We start from the raw sequence: 18126 nt of genomic DNA, 5'->3' as shown, positions 1-18126 counted from the left end.
CGGTTTCAGCATACAGGTTTTGGTATGCAACATGGCGTGGCAGGTTGATCGTAGGGGTCAATCGCGAGGCGTGTTGTTGACTGTCGTCTGTATACAGAAGCCTGTATGGGGTATTGTCTCAGTCTCCTGACCCCTCGCCCGGGACGCCGGGGGACCCGCGTGACGGAAGGCGGAGCGATCATGACGACCAGCGGGAGTGACATGTCGGTCGAGAGCGTGGTCCGGCGAGTGGTGGCCGACCACCGGGATCAGCGCGGCGCGCTGCTGCCCGTACTGCACGCGGTCCAGGCCGAGTTGGGCCATGTGCCGCAGGAGGCGATACCGGTGCTCGCCGACGGACTCAACCTCTCCAGGGCGGACGTCCACGGAGTGGTGACCTTCTACCACGACTTCCGCCGTGAGCCCGCGGGTCGCACCACGGTGCGCATCTGCCGGGCCGAGGCCTGCCAGTCCCTGGGCGCCGACCGCCTCGTGAGCTACGCGCGCGAGAGTGGACTGACCCTGGGCGAGACCTCGGCGGACGGTGCTGTCACCGTCGAACAGGTCTTCTGCCTGGGCAACTGCGCGCTCGGGCCGGCAGTCGAGGCGAACGGACGGCTGTACGGACGAATGAGCCCATCCCGGCTGGGCTCCCTCCTCGACGGGGCGCCGAACGGAATGCCGAAGCAGACGCCCGAGGAGACGCCGAACGAGACGCTCGACGGGACGCTCAACGCGGCGGTCTCCTCATGAAGAACTCCTCGCACACCGCCGCGACGGTCTACGTCCCCCGCGACTCGGCGGCCAGGTCCGTGGGCGCCGACGAGGTCGCGGGCGCCCTGCAACGAGCCGCCACACGCGGGGACTTCGCCATCGACGTCGTACGCAACGGATCACGCGGCATGCTCTGGCTGGAGCCGATGGTCGAGGTCGTGACCCCGCAGGGCCGCGTCGGCTACGGCCCCGTGGCCGCCGGCGACGTGGACGGACTCCTGGCCGCAGGCATGCTGGACGGCGCGGACCACCCCCTGCGGCTCGGCCTCGTGGACGAACTCCCCTGGCTGGCCCGCCAGACACGCGTCACCTTCGCCAGAGTCGGCGTGACCGACCCCCTCTCGACGCGGGACTACACCGAGCACGGTGGCCTGGCCGGACTGCGCGCCGCCCTCGACATGACTCCCGCCGACGTCGTCGCCCAGGTCACCGAATCCGGACTGCGCGGTCGCGGCGGCGCCGGATTCCCGGCCGGTGTCAAGTGGAAGACGGTGCTGGACTGCGCCGACGAGCTGAAGTTCGTCTGCTGCAACGCCGACGAGGGCGACAGCGGGACCTTCGCCGACCGGATGGTCATGGAAGGCGACCCGTTCCTGCTCATCGAGGGCATGACCATCGCCGCGCACGCGGTCGGCGCGAGCGAGGGCTACCTCTACATCCGCTCCGAGTACCCGGACGCGATCGCCACGATGCGCGAGGCCATCGAGACCGCCCGCGAGCACGGCTGGCTGGGCAAGGGCATCCTCGGCTCCGCACTCGACTTCGACCTGCATGTACGCGTCGGCGCCGGCGCCTACATCTGCGGTGAGGAGACCTCCATGCTGGAGAGCCTGGAGGGCAAGCGCGGCACGGTCCGCGCGAAGCCGCCGATCCCGGCGATCGAGGGCCTCTTCGGCAAACCGACCGTGGTGAACAACGTCCTCACCCTGACCACCGTCCCGGTCGTGCTCGCGAACGGCGCGAAGGCCTACCAGGGCCTCGGCGTCGGCCGTTCGCGCGGCACCCAGGTCTTCCAGCTCGGCGGCAACATCGCGCGCGGCGGCATCGTGGAGACAGCCTTCGGCATCACCCTGCGCGAACTGATCGAGGACTACGGCGGCGGCACCCGGACCGGACGCCCCCTGCGCACCGCACAGGTCGGCGGCCCCCTCGGCGCCTATCTGCCGACGTCGATGTTCGACCTGCCGATGGACTACGAGGCGTTCGCCGAGGCCGGTGCGATGCTCGGGCACGGCGGGATCGTCGTCTTCGACGACAGCGTCGACATGGCCGCGCAGGCCCGCTTCGCGATGGAGTTCTGCGCCGCGGAGTCCTGCGGCAAGTGCACACCGTGCAGGGTCGGTTCGGTGCGGGGCGTCGAGGTGATCGACAAGATCGTCGCCGGCACGCACCGCGACGAGAACCTCGCCCTGCTCGAAGACCTCTGCGACCTGATGACCGACGGCTCGCTGTGCGCGATGGGCGGGCTGACCCCGATGCCCGTACGCAGCGCGCTCACGCACTTCCCCGACGACTTCCTCGGCGGTCGCCGACTCCTGGACATCCAACCGGTCCGGGCGAGCCAACCCGTACAAGCCAGCGGTGCGAGGACGGAGGGAACGGCATGACACTCCTCAAGGAACCCGACTTCGGAACCCCGGAACGGCCCGGCCCGGCCACGGTGTCCGTGGAGGTGGACGGCCTGCCGGTGACCGTCCCCGAGGGCACGTCGGTGATGCGCGCAGCCGCGCAGGCCGGTGTCGACATCCCCAGACTGTGCGCCACCGACAGCCTGGAGGCCTTCGGCTCCTGCCGGTTGTGCGTGGTCGAGATCGACGGCCGCCGCGGCACTCCGGCGTCCTGCACCACCCCGTGCGCCGACGGCATGAAGGTGAGCACACAGACACCGAAGGTGGAGAAGCTCCGCCAGGGCGTCATGGAGCTGTACATCTCCGACCACCCCCTCGACTGCCTCACCTGCCCGGCCAACGGAGACTGCGAACTCCAGGACATGGCAGGCGTGGTGGGGCTCAGGCAGGTCCGGTACGGCTACGAGGGCGCCAACCACCTCGACGCCGAGAAGGACACCTCCAATCCCTACTTCGACTTCGACCCGTCCAAGTGCATCGCCTGCTCCCGCTGCGTACGGGCCTGCGGCGAGGTGCAGGGCACCTTCGCACTCACCATCGAGGGACGCGGCTTCGACTCCAAGGTGTCGGCGGGCGCAGGCGAGACGTTCATGGACTCCGAGTGCGTCTCCTGCGGCGCCTGCGTCCAGGCCTGCCCGACGTCCACGCTCCAGGAACGCTCGGTCGTCGAACTCGGCATGCCCACCAGGTCGGTCGTGACCACCTGCGCCTACTGCGGTGTCGGCTGCTCCTTCAAGGCCGAGCTGCGCGGCGACGAACTGGTGCGCATGGTGCCGTACAAGGACGGCGGCGCCAACGAGGGCCACTCGTGCGTGAAGGGCCGCTTCGCCTTCGGCTACGCCACCCATCCCGACCGCCAACTCAAGCCCATGGTCCGCGAGAAGATCACCGACCCCTGGCGCGAGGTCGAATGGGACGAGGCGATCGGCACGGTCGCCCGCCGCATGCGCGAACTCCAGGACCGGTACGGAACAAGCTCCGTCGGTGCCATCACCTCCTCGCGCTGCACCAACGAAGAGGTGTACGTCGTACAGAAGATGGTGCGTGCCGCCTTCGGCAACAACAACGTCGACACCTGCGCCCGTGTCTGCCACTCCCCGACGGGATACGGACTCAAGCAGACCTTCGGCGAGTCGGCGGGCACCCAGGACTTCCGTTCCGTGGCCGAGGCCGACGTGATCATGGTGATCGGTGCCAACCCCACCGACGGGCACCCGGTGTTCGCCTCCCGGATGAAGCGCCGGCTGCGCGAGGGCGCCGAGCTCATCGTGATCGACCCGCGCCGTATCGACCTCGTGCGCTCGCCGCACATCGAGGCCGCGCACCATCTCCAGCTCAGGCCGAGCACCAACGTCGCCGTCGTGAACGCCATGGCCCATGTGGTGGTCAGCGAGGGCCTGTTCGACCGGGCCTTCGTGGACGCCAGGTGCGAGGACTTCGACGAGTGGGCGGAGTTCGTCGCCCGCCCCGATAACAGCCCGGAGGCGGTCGAACCGATCACCGGCGTACCGGCCGCCGAACTGCGCGCCGCCGCACGGCTGTACGCGAACGCACCCAACGGAGCCATCTACTACGGCCTCGGTGTCACCGAGCACAGCCAGGGCTCGACCATGGTCATGGGAATGGCCAACCTCGCGATGGCGTGCGGCAACATCGGCCGGGACGGCGTCGGCGTGAACCCGCTGCGCGGCCAGAACAACGTGCAGGGCTCCTGCGACATGGGCTCGTTCCCGCACGAACTCCCCGGCTACCGGCACGTCTCCGACGACGCGGTACGCACCGTCTTCGAGAACCTCTGGGGCGGAACCCTCCTCGCCGAACCGGGACTTCGTATCCCGAACATGTTCGACGCGGCGATCGACGGCACCTTCCGCGGACTGTTCGTCCACGGCGAGGACATCGCCCAGTCGGACCCCAATCTCAAGCATGTCACCGCCGCGCTCGAAGCCATGGAACTGGTCGTCGTACAGGACCTGTTCCTCAACGAGACGGCCAAGTTCGCGCACGTCTTCCTGCCCGGCGCGTCGTTCCTGGAGAAGGACGGCACGTTCACCAACGCCGAACGCCGGATCAACCGGGTGCGCGCGGTGATGAAGCCGAAGACGGGCAAGCACGAGTGGCAGATCGTCAGCGAGATCGCCACCGCCATGGGATACCCGATGGCGTACGACCACCCGAGCCGGATCATGGAGGAGATCGCCTCCGTCACACCGACGTTCACCGGTGTCTCCTTCGAGCTGCTGGACAAGCTCGGCAGCATCCAGTGGCCGTGCAACGAGCAGGCGCCGGAAGGCACGCCCATCATGCACGTGGACGAATTCGTGCGCGGCAAGGGCAGGTTCGTGGTCACCTCCTACGTACCGACCAACGAACGCAGCACCCGGCGCTTCCCGCTGGTCCTGACCACCGGCCGCATCCTCAGCCAGTACAACGTCGGCGCGCAGACCCGCCGTACCGGCAATGTCGCCTGGCACCCCGAGGACATCCTCGAACTCCACCCGCACGACGCCGAGGACCGCGGCATCAGGAACGGCGACATGGTCACCCTCGCCAGCCGCGTCGGGCAGACGACACTGCGCGCGGAGATCTCGGACCGGATGCCGGCCGGGGTCGTCTACACCACCTTCCACCACCCCGTGACCGGCGCCAACGTGGTGACCACGGAGAACTCCGACTGGGCGACCAACTGCCCGGAGTACAAGGTGACCGCCGTACAGGTCGGCCTGGCCCGGCCCACCCGGGCCGCCGAATCCGAACCGGCTGCGGACGACCTGGTCATGGTGGTGGACTGAGGTGGCCGCGACCGCCGTACCGCCGGAGCGCCGGATGGCCAACGACATCGCCGCGAACCACGGTCACCTGCCGGACCACGTCGCAGCCGAGGCGATCGCCGGGCATGTGGGGAAGTTCTGGGACCCGCGTATGCGTACACGGCTGTACGAGTTCGTCGACGCCGGGGCGGACGGGCTCGACCCTCTGGTGGTGGCCGCGGTGAAGCTCCTGCGCTGAGCCGGGCGTACCGGCGGGACGATCAACACCGTCGCTGCCCCCTGTACATCATCCCCATGGTGCATACAGTATGGAGCAGGGTGGGACGGCCTCGGACGGAGAGGAGTCGTTCATGCTGTTCCGGCAGCTGGAGTACTTCGTGGCGGTGGCGAGGGAACGGCACTTCGCCCGCGCGGCGGAGTCCTGCTACGTGTCGCAGCCGGCGCTCTCGGCGGCGATAGCCAAGCTGGAACGGGAGTTGAACGTCACTCTCATCAACCGCGGGCACAACTACCAGGGCCTCACCCCGGAAGGTGAACGGCTTGTGGTGTGGGCCAAGCGCATCCTCGCCGAGCAGGACGCGTTCAAGGCCGAGGTGGCCGCCGTGCAGTCCGGCATCACGGGAACGCTGCGCCTCGGCACGGACCCCACGGCGTCCACGACCCTGGCGCTTCCCGTGGCCGCGTTCTGCGCGGCACACCCGCTGGCCAAGGTGCAGGTCCGGTCGCGGCTGTCGACGAAGGAACTCCACCGCCAGCTGCGCGACTACGAACTGGACGTGGCGATCGCCCACTTCGACCCGGGCGACCAGGAGGGCCTGCAGGTCGTCCCCCTCTACCAGGAGCGGTACATGCTGCTGGTGTCGGACGACCAACTCGTCGCCCAGTCCGCCACCGTGACCTGGGCGGACGCGGCCCAACTGCCGCTCGCACTGCTGACGCCCGACATGCGCATCCGCCAGATCGTCGACACCGTGTTCGCGGAAAAGGGGTTCGTGGTGACCCCGCAGGTCGAGACGGACTCCATCGCCTCCCTCTACGCGCACGTGGGCGGCGGCGGTTGGGCGAGCATCGTGCCGCACACCTGGCTGCGCGCCATGCCGGTCGTCGGCCGGACGAGGGCGCTGCCCCTCGTCGACCCGGAGGCCGGCGCCCAGGTCTCGGTGGCGATCCACGCGGCCACACCCGGCTCGGTCGCCGCCCGCGCCTTCGTCAACGCCGCGACGGGCCTGTCCCTGGACGACTTCTTCGCCCGCCCGCTGCCGTTGCCGACGCCGGCCGAGCACCGGGTGCGCTGACCCCCGCGATCAGGGCGCGTACCGGGCCCGTACCGCCTTCCGGTCCAGTCCGCCCTTCGCCGTGTACGGCAGTGCGGCGACCACTTCGAGCCGGTCCGGCACCTCGAACGCGGCCAGCCGGTCCCGGCAGTACCGCAGGATCTCCGCAGGCCCGACACCCTCTCCCTCGCGCAACACCACGGCGGCGCCGACCCGTTGCCCGTACACCGCGTCGGGTACGGCGAACACGGCCGCCGCGGCGACACCGGGGCAACCGGCGAGGATGTCCTCGACGTGCTCGGGTGAGATCTTCTCCCCACCACGGTTGATGAGGTTCTTGATCCGCCCGGTCAGCGACAGATACCCGTCCTTGTCCAGCGTGCCCAGATCACCGGTGCGCAGCCATCCGTCGACGAAGACGGACGACGTCGCGTCCCGGTCGCCGAGATAGCCGCGGGCGACGGTCGGACCGTGCACCCACACCTCGCCCTCGACGTCCACCGGACACGCCCGCCCGTTCCGGTCGACGACCCGGACCTCGACCCCGGTCGGCCGTCCCACCGACCCCTGCTTCAACTCCCCGCGCTGCGGCAGCGGTTCACTGGTCGCCTGGTGCGAGGACTCGGTCATCCCGTACGCGGACAGCAACGGCGCGCCGAAGGTCCGCTCCAGCGCCCGCTGCGTAGCCGTGTTGAGGGGAGCGCTGCAACTCCGCACGAACTTCAGTGGTGGCGTCCGTGGCCCCGGACTCTCCCGCTCCGACCGGTCCAGGAGGATCTCGTGGATGGCCGGCACCGCGGTGAACCAGGTGGCGGTCACGGCCCGCATGTCGTCCCAGAACGTACTCGCCGAGAACCGTCCCCGCTCGGGCAGCAGTACGCAGCCCCCGCTGGCCAGGGACGCCAGCAGCGCCGCGAACAGCCCGTGGCCGTGGAAGAGCGGCATCACCGCGACCGTCGCGTCGGCAGGGCTCAACTCGTAGGTGGCGCAGATGCCCTGGACGGACGCGGCCAGGCTGCTGTGGGTGATCGGAACCATCTTCGCCCGGTCGGTGGTTCCCGCGGTGAACAGGACGAGGGCGTCCCGGTCCGACAACTCGCGCGCCGCACCGGATACGTCGGCGACGTCACCGGTCTCCAGCATGACCGCCGCCGTACCCGCCCGGGAGACGTCCACCCGTACGGGCCACACGGGAACCGGCAACACGGCGTCGACCACCGACGGCCCGACGAGAGCTGCTCGCGCTCCCAACCCCCTGAGCCGCGCGTCGAGTTGGGATGCGGGAAGTGCCGGATCCAGCGGAGCGACCACCAGCCCGGCCCGCGCCGCACCCAGCAACGCCACCACGAACTCAGCCGTGTTGGCACAGATCAGCCCGACCGCGTCCCCCCGCCGCAGCCCCGTGCGCCCGAGCCGGGCCGCCACGTCGTCGGCCAGACCGGCGAGGCCCCGGTAGGACAGGTGCACACGTTCACCGGTGACGACGAGGGCCCGGGCGTACGGACGTTCACGTACCTGCCGGTCGAGGAGATCGACGAGGCCCGTGACCTCCGGAGGCCGGTACACGTTCGTGTCGCGCACGGATGCCGCGGCCGGAACGGCCATGACCCCACCCCCTCGCGTCAGATCTGATGAAGCAGTTCTCTGCGAGCCTGCGGCGACCTTCGGTCCGCGTCCAATACGCACTGGTGAACGGCCGATAGCAGCCGTCTATCAAGGGAGTTGGCGAGGCCTCCACCAGCGGTCGATAGACGCTGTTTATCGGCTGGTCGCCGATGGGTCTTGGACGCGGACGGACGCGCTGCGGATGGTGGGAGAAGTAGCCGCTCCGGCAGGACCTGCCCAAGGAGGACCTCGGACCATGACCGCCCCCTCGCCCCTGGAGACCGCGGCAGCAGCCGACGTTCCGACCGAACTCACCGACGGGTACCACCTGGTTGTCGACGCCCTCAGGATGAACGACGTCGACACCATCTACGGAGTGGTCGGCATCCCGATCACCGACCTGGCCCGCCTCGCCCAGGCACAGGGCATCCGCTACATAGGTTTCCGGCACGAGAGCAACGCCGGACACGCGGCCGCGGCGGCCGGCTACCTCAACAAGAAGCCCGGCGTGGCACTGACCGTGTCCGCACCCGGCTTCCTCAACGGCCTGGTCGCGCTGGCGAACGCGACCACCAACTGCTTCCCGATGGTCCAGATCTCCGGCTCCAGCGAGCGCCACCTCGTCGACCTCAAGCAGGGCGACTACGAGGAGATGGACCAACTCGCCGCCGCGCAGCCGTTCGTCAAGGCCGCCTACCGGGTCAGCCGCGTCGAGGACATCGGCCGGGGCATCGCCCGCGCGCTGCGCACCGCGATCTCCGGGCGCCCCGGCGGCGTCTACCTCGACATCCCCGCCGCCGTACTCGGGTCCATCATGCCCGCCGCGGACGGCGCGAAGACCCTGAGCCGCCTCGTCGACCCCGCCCCGCGCCAACTGCCCGCGCCGGAGGCCGTAGACCGGGCGATCGAGCTACTGGCAGGCGCCGAGCGGCCGTTGATCGTGCTGGGCAAGGGCGCCGCGTACGCCCAGGCCGACGACAGGGTCCGGGAGTTCGTCGAGTCCACCGGCATCCCGTACGTACCGATGTCGATGGCCAAGGGCCTGCTGCCCGACGACCACCCGCAGTCGGCGGCCACCGCGCGCTCCCTGGCGCTGAAGAAGGCCGACGTCGTGATGCTGATCGGCGCCCGCCTCAACTGGTTGCTGGGGCACGGCCGGACGGGGTGGAACCCCGACGCCAAGTTCGTCCAGATCGACATCGACCCCAAGGAGATCGACAGCAACCAGCCGATCGCGGCCCCGCTCGTCGGTGACATCGAGTCGGTGCTCGAAGCGCTCGCCGAGCGGACCAAGCCCGGCCGGATCACGGCCCCTTCGGCCTGGCGGGAGGAGCTCGGGGCCCGCTCGGCGCAGAACGTCGCCAAGATGGCCGTGCGCCTCGAAGCCGACCCGCACCCCATGCAGTTCATGGGCGCCCTGAAGGCCGTACGCGACGTCGTACGCGCGCGCCCGGAGACGTACATCGTCAACGAGGGCGCCAACGCCCTGGACATCGCGCGCAACGTGATCGACATGCACGTACCGCGCCACCGCCTGGACAGCGGCACCTGGGGCGTCATGGGCATCGGGATGGGGTATGCCATCGCCGCCGCCGTCGAGAGCGGCGCACCGGTCGTGGCCGTGGAGGGCGACAGCGCCTTCGGGTTCAGCGGGATCGAGATCGAGACGATCTGCCGCTACAACCTGCCCGTCGTCACCGTGATCATGAACAACGGCGGTGTCTACCGCGGCGACGACGTCAACCCGTACGACGACGCCCCCTCGCCGACGACCCTCATGGGCGCGGCCCGCCACGACCTCCTGATCGAGGCGTTCGGCGGCAAGGGCTACCGCGCGACCACACCGGCCGAGGTCACCGCCGCCCTCACCGAGGCGCTTGCCTCGGGCGGCCCGGCCCTCATCGACTGCGTCATCGACCCCTCGGCCGGCACCGAGAGCGGCCACATCTCGCACCTCAACCCCAAGGGCATCACCGTCGGCAACATCACGCCGGCGAAGAAGTGACCCCTGACCCTCCAGCACCGCGAACCAGTACCTCGAACTCCCCTTCCGTACGCGTACGTTCACGAAAAGGAAGCAGACACATGAGTGAAAAGCCGCTCGCCGGAATCAAGGTGATCGACTTCACCGGGGTCCAGGCCGGTCCCGCCTGCACACAGTTGCTCGCCTGGTTCGGCGCCGACGTCCTGAAGGTGGAGCGCCCCAACGGCGGCGACGTCACCCGCAATCAACTGCGGGACATCGAGGACCTCGACGCGCTGTACTTCACGATGCTCAACAGCAACAAGCGCTCCCTCGCCATCAACACCAAGACCGCCGAGGGCCTTGAGGTGCTGGAGAAGCTCATCACCGACGCCGACGTGCTGGTGGAGAACTTCGCCCCAGGAGCCCTCGACCGTATGGGCCTGACCTGGGAGCGCATCCAGGAACTCAACCCACGCCTGATCTTCGGCTCGGTCAAGGGCTTCAACGACGACTCGTCCTGGAACGACCTCAAGGTCTACGAGAACGTCGCCCAGTGCGCGGGCGGTGCCGCCTCCACCACCGGCTTCTGGGACGGCCCGCCGACCATCTCGGGCGGCGCCCTGGGCGACACCAACACCGGGATGCACCTGGCGATCGGCATCCTCACCGCGATCATCGACCGGGGGAAGACCGGCAGGGGGCAGAAGGTCTCCGTCTCCATGCAGGACGCCGTGCTCAACCTCTGCCGCGTCAAGCTGCGCGACCAGCAGCGGCTGGAGCGGGTCGGCTACCTGGAGGAGTACCCGCAGTACCCCAACGGCGAGTTCACCGATGTCGTACCGCGCGGCGGCAACGCGGGCGGCGGCGGCCAGCCCGGCTGGGTGCTCAAGTGCAAGGGCTGGGAGACCGACCCGAACGCTTACATCTACTTCACCGTCCAGGAGCAGAACTGGAAGCGCACCGCCGAGGTGATCGGCCGCCCGGAGTGGGCCGAGGACCCGGAGTACGCCACCGCGCGCGCCCGTCAGTCGCACATCTTCGAGATCTTCGAGGAGATCGAGAAGTGGCTCGCGGACAAGACCAAGTACGAGGCGGTGAACATCCTGCGTGAGTGGGAGGTGCCCTGCGCCCCGGTCATGAGCATGAAGGAGCTGGCCTACGACGAGGACCTGCGCAGGAGCGGCACGGTCGTCGAGGTCGAGCAGAAGGGCCGCGGCACGTACCTGACCGTCGGCAGCCCGGTGAAGTTCTCCTCCTTCAAGCCGGACATCGCCGGTGCTCCGCTGCTGGGCGAGCACAGCTCCGAGGTCCTGGTCGAACTGGGCTACGACGAGGAGACCATCGGTCGGCTCAAGGAGAGCGGTGTCATCGTCTGACCCGGTCCTGCCTGGTCCACAGCGACGGAAGCGGCCGTGACCCGAGGGTCACGGCCGCTTCCGTGTGGTCCGGCGGAACTCAGACCGTCGCCTCGGCCTCGGCGCGCCGCCGCATCAGCTCCCGTTCCCGCTCGCGTCGCGCGGTGACGTCCCGGATGACCGCACCGACGTATGTGCTGCCGTCGGGGGCCGGCAGGAGCACCACGCTGAACTCGATGGACAGCTTGCGGCCGTCCGCCGCGAGTGCGGGAACGTTCAGCAGATCGGCGTCCCCGTACTTGGTCGTCCCCCGGTCCATGGCCTCCTGGAAGCCGTCCCAGTGACGCTTCCGGTGCCGTTCGGGAATGATCACGTCGAGACTGCGACCGTCGACGTCGGCAGCCGAGAAGCCGAAGATGCGCTCAGCGCCCCGGTTCCAGAAGCGGATCAGTCCGTCGCCGTCGATGATCACTATGCCGTCGGGAGCCTGGGCGGCCATTCCCAGCACCACCTCGGGATTCAGATCTTCCATGTCGCCTCCGCGCTGGGGCAGTTGGATACTGAACGCATACAGGGAGGCAGTATACAGACGAATGGTATACAGGATCCAGAGCGAGCGAAGGCGCGCCGTCGCGACGGCGGGACCTCCATTGCCGGAGGTCCCGCCGTCGCGTGCTGTGCCGTGGCTCGGCTGCTTCGGCCGCACCGGCCTCAGGCGGCGGTCCCCACGGCGAGGAGGTCGCTGATGGCGTGGACGGTCCGGAGGGTGGGGACGTCAACGCCGGTGATGCCGGCGAGTTCGATGACGGCGGTGAGGAGGACGTCGAGTTCGAGGGGTTTGCCGCGTTCGAGGTCCTGGAGGGTGGAGGTGCGGTGGTCACCCACACGTTCGGCGCCGGCCAGGCGGCGTTCGATGGAGATGCCGATGCGGCAGTTGAGCGCCTCGGCGACGGCGAGGGTCTCTTCCATCATGGTGTGGATGACCTGACGGGTACCGCCGTGATGGCACATCTGGCGCATCGTGGCGCGAGCGAGGGCGCTGATGGGGTTGAAGGAGATGTTGCCGAGGAGCTTGAGCCAGATGTCGTTGCGCAGGTCGGGCTCGACGGGGCACTTGAGTCCGCCGGCCTGCATGGCCTCGCTGAACGCCTGGCAGCGCGGCGAGAGGGAGCGGTCCGGTTCGCCGATCGAGAACCGGGTGCCCTCCAGGTGCCTGACGACGCCCGGCCCTTCCAGCTCGGTCGCCGCGTACACCACGCAGCCGATGGCCCGCTCCGGCGCGAGCACCTCGCTGACCGCGCCGCCGGGGTCCACGCTCTCGATGCGATGGCCGTCGTGGGGTCCGCCGTGGTGGTGGAAGTACCACCACGGGATGCCGTTCTGTGCGGCGACCACGGCGGTGGACTCGTGGAGCAGCGGCTCGATGAGCGGCCCGCACGCCGCGTACGAGTTGGCTTTGAGCCCGAGGAAGACGTAGTCGACGGGGCCGATGTCGGCGGGGTTGTCGGTGGCGTGGGCGTGGGCGGTGAAGTCACCGCGAGGGCTGAGGACCCTTACTCCGTGTTGCCTCATCGCCGCGAGATGAGGTCCACGGGCGACGAGGTGGACGTCGGCGCCGGCTTGGTGCAGGGCGGCGCCGACATAGGCGCCGATGGCTCCGGCGCCGAGGATGGCGACTTTCACTGGGTGGCGCTCCGTTCGGTCGAGGGTGTACCGCGGAACTGTCGAAAACTGTCGACGAAATATTGTCTACAGGATGGAGATGGTGGCAGCAAGGGTTTGGGGCGGCGCCCGGACGGCCACCCGTGCCGCCTGAGCGCCGGTCTCCGGGCGTTTGTGCGCCGTAGACTGTAGGCGAAAGCCAATTCATACTGGGCTCTCACAGGTGGCGACGGTGCTGCAGAGGAGGGGCTGTGATGTTGTCGACGACAGGACTGCCGCAGGGCGCGGTACCCAGGCTCGAACGTCCCGGCCCACTGCGCGACCGTGTCTACGAGGCGCTGCTCGAACTGATCACCACCCGTGCCCTGCAACCCGGACAGCACCTCGTCGAGAGCGAACTCGCCGGACACCTCGGGGTTTCCCGGCAACCGGTTCGCGAGGCGCTGCAGCGGCTCAACACGGACGGCTGGGTCGATCTGCGGCCCGCACAGGGCGCCTTCGTGCACGAGCCCACGGAGGCGGAGGCGGATCAACTCCTCACCGTCCGCACGCTGCTGGAGGCGGAGGCGGCCCGGCTCGCCGCGGCCAACGCGGGCGCCCCGGCCATCGCCGTGCTCGAAGACCTGTGCGCGGAGGGTGAGCGCGCGGTCGCCGCCGACGACGTGGACGCCGCGGTCGCCATGAACGCCCGGCTCCACGCGAAGATCATGGAGCTGGCCGGAAACACGGTCCTCGCCGAGTTGGCGGCGCAGGTCGACCGCCGGGTCCGCTGGTACTACACGCCGGTCGCCCGGCAGCGCGGACGGCAGTCCTGGATCGAGCACCGCGAGCTGATCGCGGCGATAGCGGACCGGGACGAGCAGCGCGCGACGGAGATCATGCGGGCCCATACGGAGCACACGCGGAAGATGTACCACGAGCGGGAGAAGTAGCCGGGACGCGCCCGTCCCGTAGCCGTCCGCTCGCCCGGGGTGAGAGATATGCAGGTGAAAGCCAGTCCGAAACCTTGGTATTGTTGGTCATGTCGCCGCCGGGGAACACCCCCGAGTTGCGGCGGACACCTGGTCCGGGTGGCGGAATGGCAGACGCGCTAGCTTGAGGTGCTAGTGCCCTTTATCGGGCGTGGGGGTTCAAGTCCCCCCTCGGACACATCGCATACATTGCACATCGCTGGACGTTCGCGAGTTACTGGTTGCCGGTCGGGCCCTGAGGCCCACCGGCAATTCGGCGTTCAGGGGGGTCTCTGGGGCTCCGGGCCCTGGTGGACGCTCCCACCTCGTCGGAACGGAGAGCGGATGGGGATCGAGCGGTTCATCGGCGTCGACCTTGCCTGGGCGGAGGGCGGTACTCGTGCCAGAACCAATGAGACGGGGGTCGCCGCCGTCGACCGGCTCGGCACGGTGATCGACTGCGGCTGGACCCGCGGGATCGAAGAGACCCTGACATGGCTCGCCGAGGTGGCCGTCGACGGATCGACCCTGGTGTTCGTCGACGCACCGCTGATCGTCGACAACCCGCGGGGTCAGCGACCGTGTGAGCGGGAGGTGGGCCGACGGTACGGCAGGTGGAAGGTGAGCGCGAACAGCACCAACCAGGGCTCTCCCCGGCGGGCCGGAACGCTCCTGCGCGGACGGTTGCAGGAGCTCGGCTGGATCTACGACGACGGCAGGGACGGGCCGCCGACGGGCGGACTGGTCATGTCCGAGTGCTACCCGTACACGACGTTGGTCGGAGCCCCCGAACTCGGCTACGACCAGGAGCGCCCCACGTACAAACGCCGGCCCAGAAGAGTGCCGACGACGGAATGGAGATCGGTCCGTGCGGCTGAGTGCGACAAGCTGATCGCACGCATGGCGGGTCTGGCCACTGTCGACCCGCCCCTCCTGCTCTCCTCCCACCCTGTCTCCCGTCGACTGCTCGACGAGCCCACACCTCAACGGGCGGCCGAGTACAAGCACCGGGAAGATCTGATCGACGCGCTGCTCTGCGCGTGGACGGCAGCCCTGTGGGACCGGCACGGACTCGCACGCTGCCAGGTACTCGGGCCTGACGGCCTCGTGCCGCATGGATCTGCTCCCACCATCATCGCGCCCGCCCGACCTGAGCAACGGCGGGACCACTAGGACCTGCCCACCTCGCGGTCGGGCATGACGGCTGGACCTCGTTCGTACGGTATGCCGCGTACGGCTGAGCCCGTCGGACAGGCCCAGCCGCACCGCCGGTGGCTCAGTCCCGCAACCGGTCGATCTGCCGCAGCTTGTTCGTCGCGTCCAGAGCCGCGACCTTGTAGGACTCCGCGAGCGTCGGGTAGTTGAAGACCGCGTTGACGAGGTAGTCGACCGTGCCGTCGCAGCCCATGACGGACTGGCCGATGTGGATCAGTTCGGTCGCTCCCGTGCCGAAGCAGTGGACGCCGAGGAGTTTGCGGGTCTCCGGGCAGACCAGCAGTTTGAGCATGCCGTGGGAGTCGCCGATGATCTGGCCCCGGGCCAGTTCGCGGTAGCGGGAGATGCCCACCTCGAAGGGGATGCTCTCCTCGGTGAGCTGGTCCTCGGTGCGGCCGATGAAGCTGATCTCGGGGATGGTGTAGATGCCGATGGGCTGGAGGTTGTGCATCCCGTCGACGGGTTCACCGCACGCGTGGTACGCCGCCGCCCGGCCCTGTTCCATGGAGGTCGCGGCGAGAGCCGGGAAGCCGATGACGTCGCCGACGGCGTAGATGTGCGGGACCTCGGTGCGGTAATGCTCGTCGACCGTGATCCGGCCGCGCCGGTCGGCCGACAACCCGGCCTTGTTCAGGTCGAGTTCGTCGGTGAGGCCCTGTCGGCCCGCCGAGTACATCACCGCGTCCGCGGGGATCTTCTTGCCGCTCTCCAGGACGGTGAGAGTGCCTCGGGCGTGGCGTTCCACCGCCGCGACCGTCTCCCCGAAGCGGAAGGTGACGGCCAGGTCCCGCAGGTGGTACTTGAGCGACTCGATCACCTCGATGTCGCAGAAGTCGAGCATTCCGGGCCGCTTCTCGACGACCGTGATCTTGCTGCCGAGCGCGGCGAACATGGAGGCGTACTCCATGCCGATCACCCCGGCCCCGACGATGACCATGGAACGCGGCACACCTTCGAGGTTGAGCACGTTGTCGGAGTCCATGATGGTGCGTTCGTCGAACTCGACGGTGTCCGGGCGGGCCGGCCGGGTCCCGGTGGCGATGATGATGTGCTCGGCGCTCAACAGCCGTTCGTTCCCGGTCACTTCGCGCAACGCCACGGTGTGGTCGTCGATGAAGCGGCCGGTGCCGGCGAACAGGGAGACGTGGTTGCGGGACAGCTGGCTGCGGATGACGTCGACCTCGCGACTGACCACGTGCTCGGTGCGCGCGGTCAGGTCGGCGACGGTGATGTTCTCCTTGAGCCGGTAGCTCTGGCCGTACAGATCGCGTTGGGTGAGGCCGGTGAGGTAGAGCACCGCCTCGCGCAGCGTCTTGGAGGGGATGGTGCCGGTGTGGATGGAGACCCCACCGACCATGTCGGGGCGGTCGATGACGGCGACCCGGCGGCCGAGCTTGGCCGCCGCGATGGCGGCCTTCTGGCCGCCCGGGCCGGATCCTATGACAAGCATGTCGAAGTCGGGCACCCTCGTGAGTCTGTCAGCCCGAGGCCGCCGCCCGAAAGGGTGAACGGGCAACAGTTGATGTCGACACCGCTGCTCCGTTCCCCGATCGTGCCGCGCGACTGGCCCCGGGACTCGGCTCAGGAAGGCTGCGGAGTGAGGCGTTCGAGGCCCCTGCGGTCGTAGTAGCGGGCCATCGCGAAGCCGAAGAGCAGCGCGAGCGCGGCGCCGACCGCGATCATGATCCAGGCGCGGGTCAGGCCGGCGTCCCCGCGGGCGTCGAAGTAGAGGATCGCGCGCGCTCCGTCGCCGAGTTGGCGCATGGGCTCGAACACGGACAGGAAGCGGTAGAAGTCCGGAACCGCCTGGAGCGGGACCGTGGCCCCGGACGAGGGCAGGCCGAGGACGATGAAGACGAACATCGACACGAGCTGTCCGATCCCGCCGAAGGCCGCGTTGATGGCCTGGACGCCGAGGCCGACCGCGAGGGTGGCGCAGTACGAGTACAGCCACAGCAGAGGGAGATGGTCGGCGTCCATGTCGAGGATGCCGACGGTGGCGACCATGATCAGGGAGACGCTCAGCAGTGTGATCCCGGCGGTCATGCCCATCTTCAGCAGCAGCGTCTGGGTGCGGGTGATCGGCACGGTGGGGCGGCGCGTGTGCCAGGGGCCGATCTCGTTGTCGGCGTAGCCGAGAGAGGTGTCCACCCCGTTGCTGATGACGTTGGCGCCGAGGAACCCGGCCAGCACGAGCAGCAGCGTGTAGTAGAAGGTGCTGAGGCCCAGGCCGCTGTGGGTGCCGATGGGATGGCCGACCTGGGGGGTGACCGCGACCGGGTCGGCCAGCAGCAGCTTCGTCGTGGCGCTCGCCCCCTTCGCGCTCGCCGTCAACTGCTCGCCGATCGTCTGCGAGGCCTGGTGCGCGGCCTGTGTGGTGATCTGACTGGCCAGGGAGGAACCGAGGCTGCCCTTGCCGGGGTTGGTCAGCACCGTCAGCGCCGGACGGGCGGTGGCGCTGGTGCCGGTCAGCGCGGCGACCGAGGCGGTGAAGCCGTCGGGTACGACCAGCGCGCCGTAGAGCTTGCCCGAGTCCAGCTCGTCCTGGGCCCTGGAGAGGCTCAGTTCACGCCACTCGGCCTTGTCGCCGCCGGAGGTGTCGGTCGTGATCGCCTGGACGATCTGCGCACCCAGGTTCTCCTTCTGCCCGGGCAGCGGCGCGCCCCGGTCCGCGTTGACGATGCCGATGGGCAGGTCGTGCAGGTCCCGGTTGGGGCTCACGATGCCACCCATGTAGAGCAGCGACAGCAGCAGCGCCAGCAGCCCGGTCAGGACGGTGGGCAGCAGCCACAGCTTGGGCCGGCCCAGCAGAGCGGTGGCACGCGCCTGGACGCCGCCGTTGGTGGGGGAGGGGGACGGGGACGGGGATTCGGACGTGCTGTCCTCGGTTGCCATGGTTCTCCGGTGGTTCTGGAGCGGTTCGGGACCGTGTGGGGGCGACGGTCGT

14 protein-coding genes and 1 tRNA gene are annotated in these 18126 nt (G+C 69.1%); 10 read left to right on the top strand and 5 right to left on the bottom strand.

The window, feature by feature from the left end:
* The first annotated feature begins 180 nt into the window (after positions 1–180).
* The 5 genes from OG595_RS06345 to OG595_RS06325 all read left to right on the top strand — a co-directional run bounded on the left by OG595_RS06345 (position 181) and on the right by OG595_RS06325 (position 6447).
* Positions 181–732, top strand: coding sequence for a formate dehydrogenase subunit gamma (locus OG595_RS06345; protein WP_329268761.1), 552 nt, complete (start codon positions 181–183; stop codon positions 730–732).
* Positions 729–2360, top strand: a complete 1632-nt coding sequence (locus OG595_RS06340; protein ID WP_329268759.1) for a formate dehydrogenase beta subunit — start codon at positions 729–731, stop codon at positions 2358–2360. The genes OG595_RS06345 and OG595_RS06340 overlap by 4 nt, the downstream gene beginning before the upstream one ends.
* On the top strand, positions 2357–5173 hold the full coding sequence (fdhF, locus tag OG595_RS06335) for a formate dehydrogenase subunit alpha (RefSeq protein WP_329268757.1): 2817 nt from the start codon (positions 2357–2359) through the stop codon (positions 5171–5173). Before OG595_RS06340 ends, fdhF begins: the two co-directional genes overlap by 4 nt.
* A gap of 34 nt (positions 5174–5207) precedes the next feature.
* Complete coding sequence (locus OG595_RS06330) at positions 5208–5390, top strand: formate dehydrogenase subunit delta (protein WP_329282685.1); 183 nt, start codon at positions 5208–5210, stop codon at positions 5388–5390.
* 112 nt (positions 5391–5502) lie between these two features.
* The gene (locus tag OG595_RS06325; protein ID WP_329268754.1) at positions 5503–6447 is read left to right on the top strand and encodes a LysR family transcriptional regulator; all 945 of its coding nucleotides are present in this window, start codon (positions 5503–5505) and stop codon (positions 6445–6447) included.
* Between the two features lie 9 nt (positions 6448–6456).
* Here OG595_RS06325 and OG595_RS06320 read toward each other — a convergent pair whose 3' ends face one another.
* Positions 6457–8031, bottom strand: a complete 1575-nt coding sequence (locus OG595_RS06320; RefSeq protein WP_329268751.1) for a FadD7 family fatty acid--CoA ligase — start codon at positions 8029–8031, stop codon at positions 6457–6459.
* Between the two features lie 256 nt (positions 8032–8287).
* Between OG595_RS06320 and oxc the strand changes: the two genes are divergently transcribed.
* The gene (gene oxc, locus OG595_RS06315; protein WP_329268749.1) at positions 8288–10036 is read left to right on the top strand and encodes an oxalyl-CoA decarboxylase; all 1749 of its coding nucleotides are present in this window, start codon (positions 8288–8290) and stop codon (positions 10034–10036) included.
* A gap of 80 nt (positions 10037–10116) precedes the next feature.
* On the top strand, positions 10117–11373 hold the full coding sequence (frc, locus tag OG595_RS06310) for a formyl-CoA transferase (protein ID WP_329268746.1): 1257 nt from the start codon (positions 10117–10119) through the stop codon (positions 11371–11373).
* Between the two features lie 79 nt (positions 11374–11452).
* On the opposite strand, the gene OG595_RS06305 is transcribed toward frc, so the two are convergent.
* Together OG595_RS06305 and OG595_RS06300 are read right to left on the bottom strand one after the other, a co-directional pair.
* Positions 11453–11884, bottom strand: coding sequence for a PAS domain S-box protein (locus OG595_RS06305; RefSeq protein WP_329268744.1), 432 nt, complete (start codon positions 11882–11884; stop codon positions 11453–11455).
* Positions 11885–12063: 179 nt separating this feature from the next.
* Positions 12064–13035 (bottom strand): 2-dehydropantoate 2-reductase, encoded by a 972-nt coding sequence (locus OG595_RS06300; RefSeq protein WP_329268741.1) that lies wholly within the window; start codon positions 13033–13035, stop codon positions 12064–12066.
* A 233-nt stretch (positions 13036–13268) separates the two neighbouring features.
* Here OG595_RS06300 and OG595_RS06295 point away from each other — a divergent pair, with 233 nt between their 5' ends.
* From OG595_RS06295 to OG595_RS06285, 3 genes are all read left to right on the top strand, one after another.
* Positions 13269–13946, top strand: a complete 678-nt coding sequence (locus tag OG595_RS06295; protein WP_329268740.1) for a GntR family transcriptional regulator — start codon at positions 13269–13271, stop codon at positions 13944–13946.
* Positions 13947–14078: 132 nt separating this feature from the next.
* Positions 14079–14163 (top strand) — tRNA-Leu (locus OG595_RS06290).
* A 146-nt stretch (positions 14164–14309) separates the two neighbouring features.
* A complete protein-coding gene (locus OG595_RS06285) occupies positions 14310–15137 on the top strand; it encodes a DUF429 domain-containing protein (protein ID WP_329268737.1) in 828 nt (275 codons plus the stop codon).
* 103 nt (positions 15138–15240) lie between these two features.
* Here the strand turns inward: OG595_RS06285 and sthA are convergent, their stop codons facing one another.
* Together sthA and OG595_RS06275 are read right to left on the bottom strand one after the other, a co-directional pair.
* Positions 15241–16644 (bottom strand): Si-specific NAD(P)(+) transhydrogenase, encoded by a 1404-nt coding sequence (gene sthA / locus OG595_RS06280; protein WP_329268733.1) that lies wholly within the window; start codon positions 16642–16644, stop codon positions 15241–15243.
* 116 nt (positions 16645–16760) lie between these two features.
* Positions 16761–18074 carry a YhgE/Pip domain-containing protein gene (locus tag OG595_RS06275; RefSeq protein ID WP_329268732.1) on the bottom strand — a complete coding sequence of 438 codons (1314 nt, stop codon included), beginning with the start codon at positions 18072–18074 and terminating at the stop codon, positions 16761–16763.
* Positions 18075–18126 lie beyond the last annotated feature (52 nt).

The sequence above is a fragment of the Streptomyces sp. NBC_01451 genome (assembly GCF_036227485.1).
Classification (GTDB): domain Bacteria; phylum Actinomycetota; class Actinomycetes; order Streptomycetales; family Streptomycetaceae; genus Streptomyces.
Note: the sequence above shows the minus strand (reverse complement) of the source record. Positions and strands in the feature narration are given on the sequence as shown.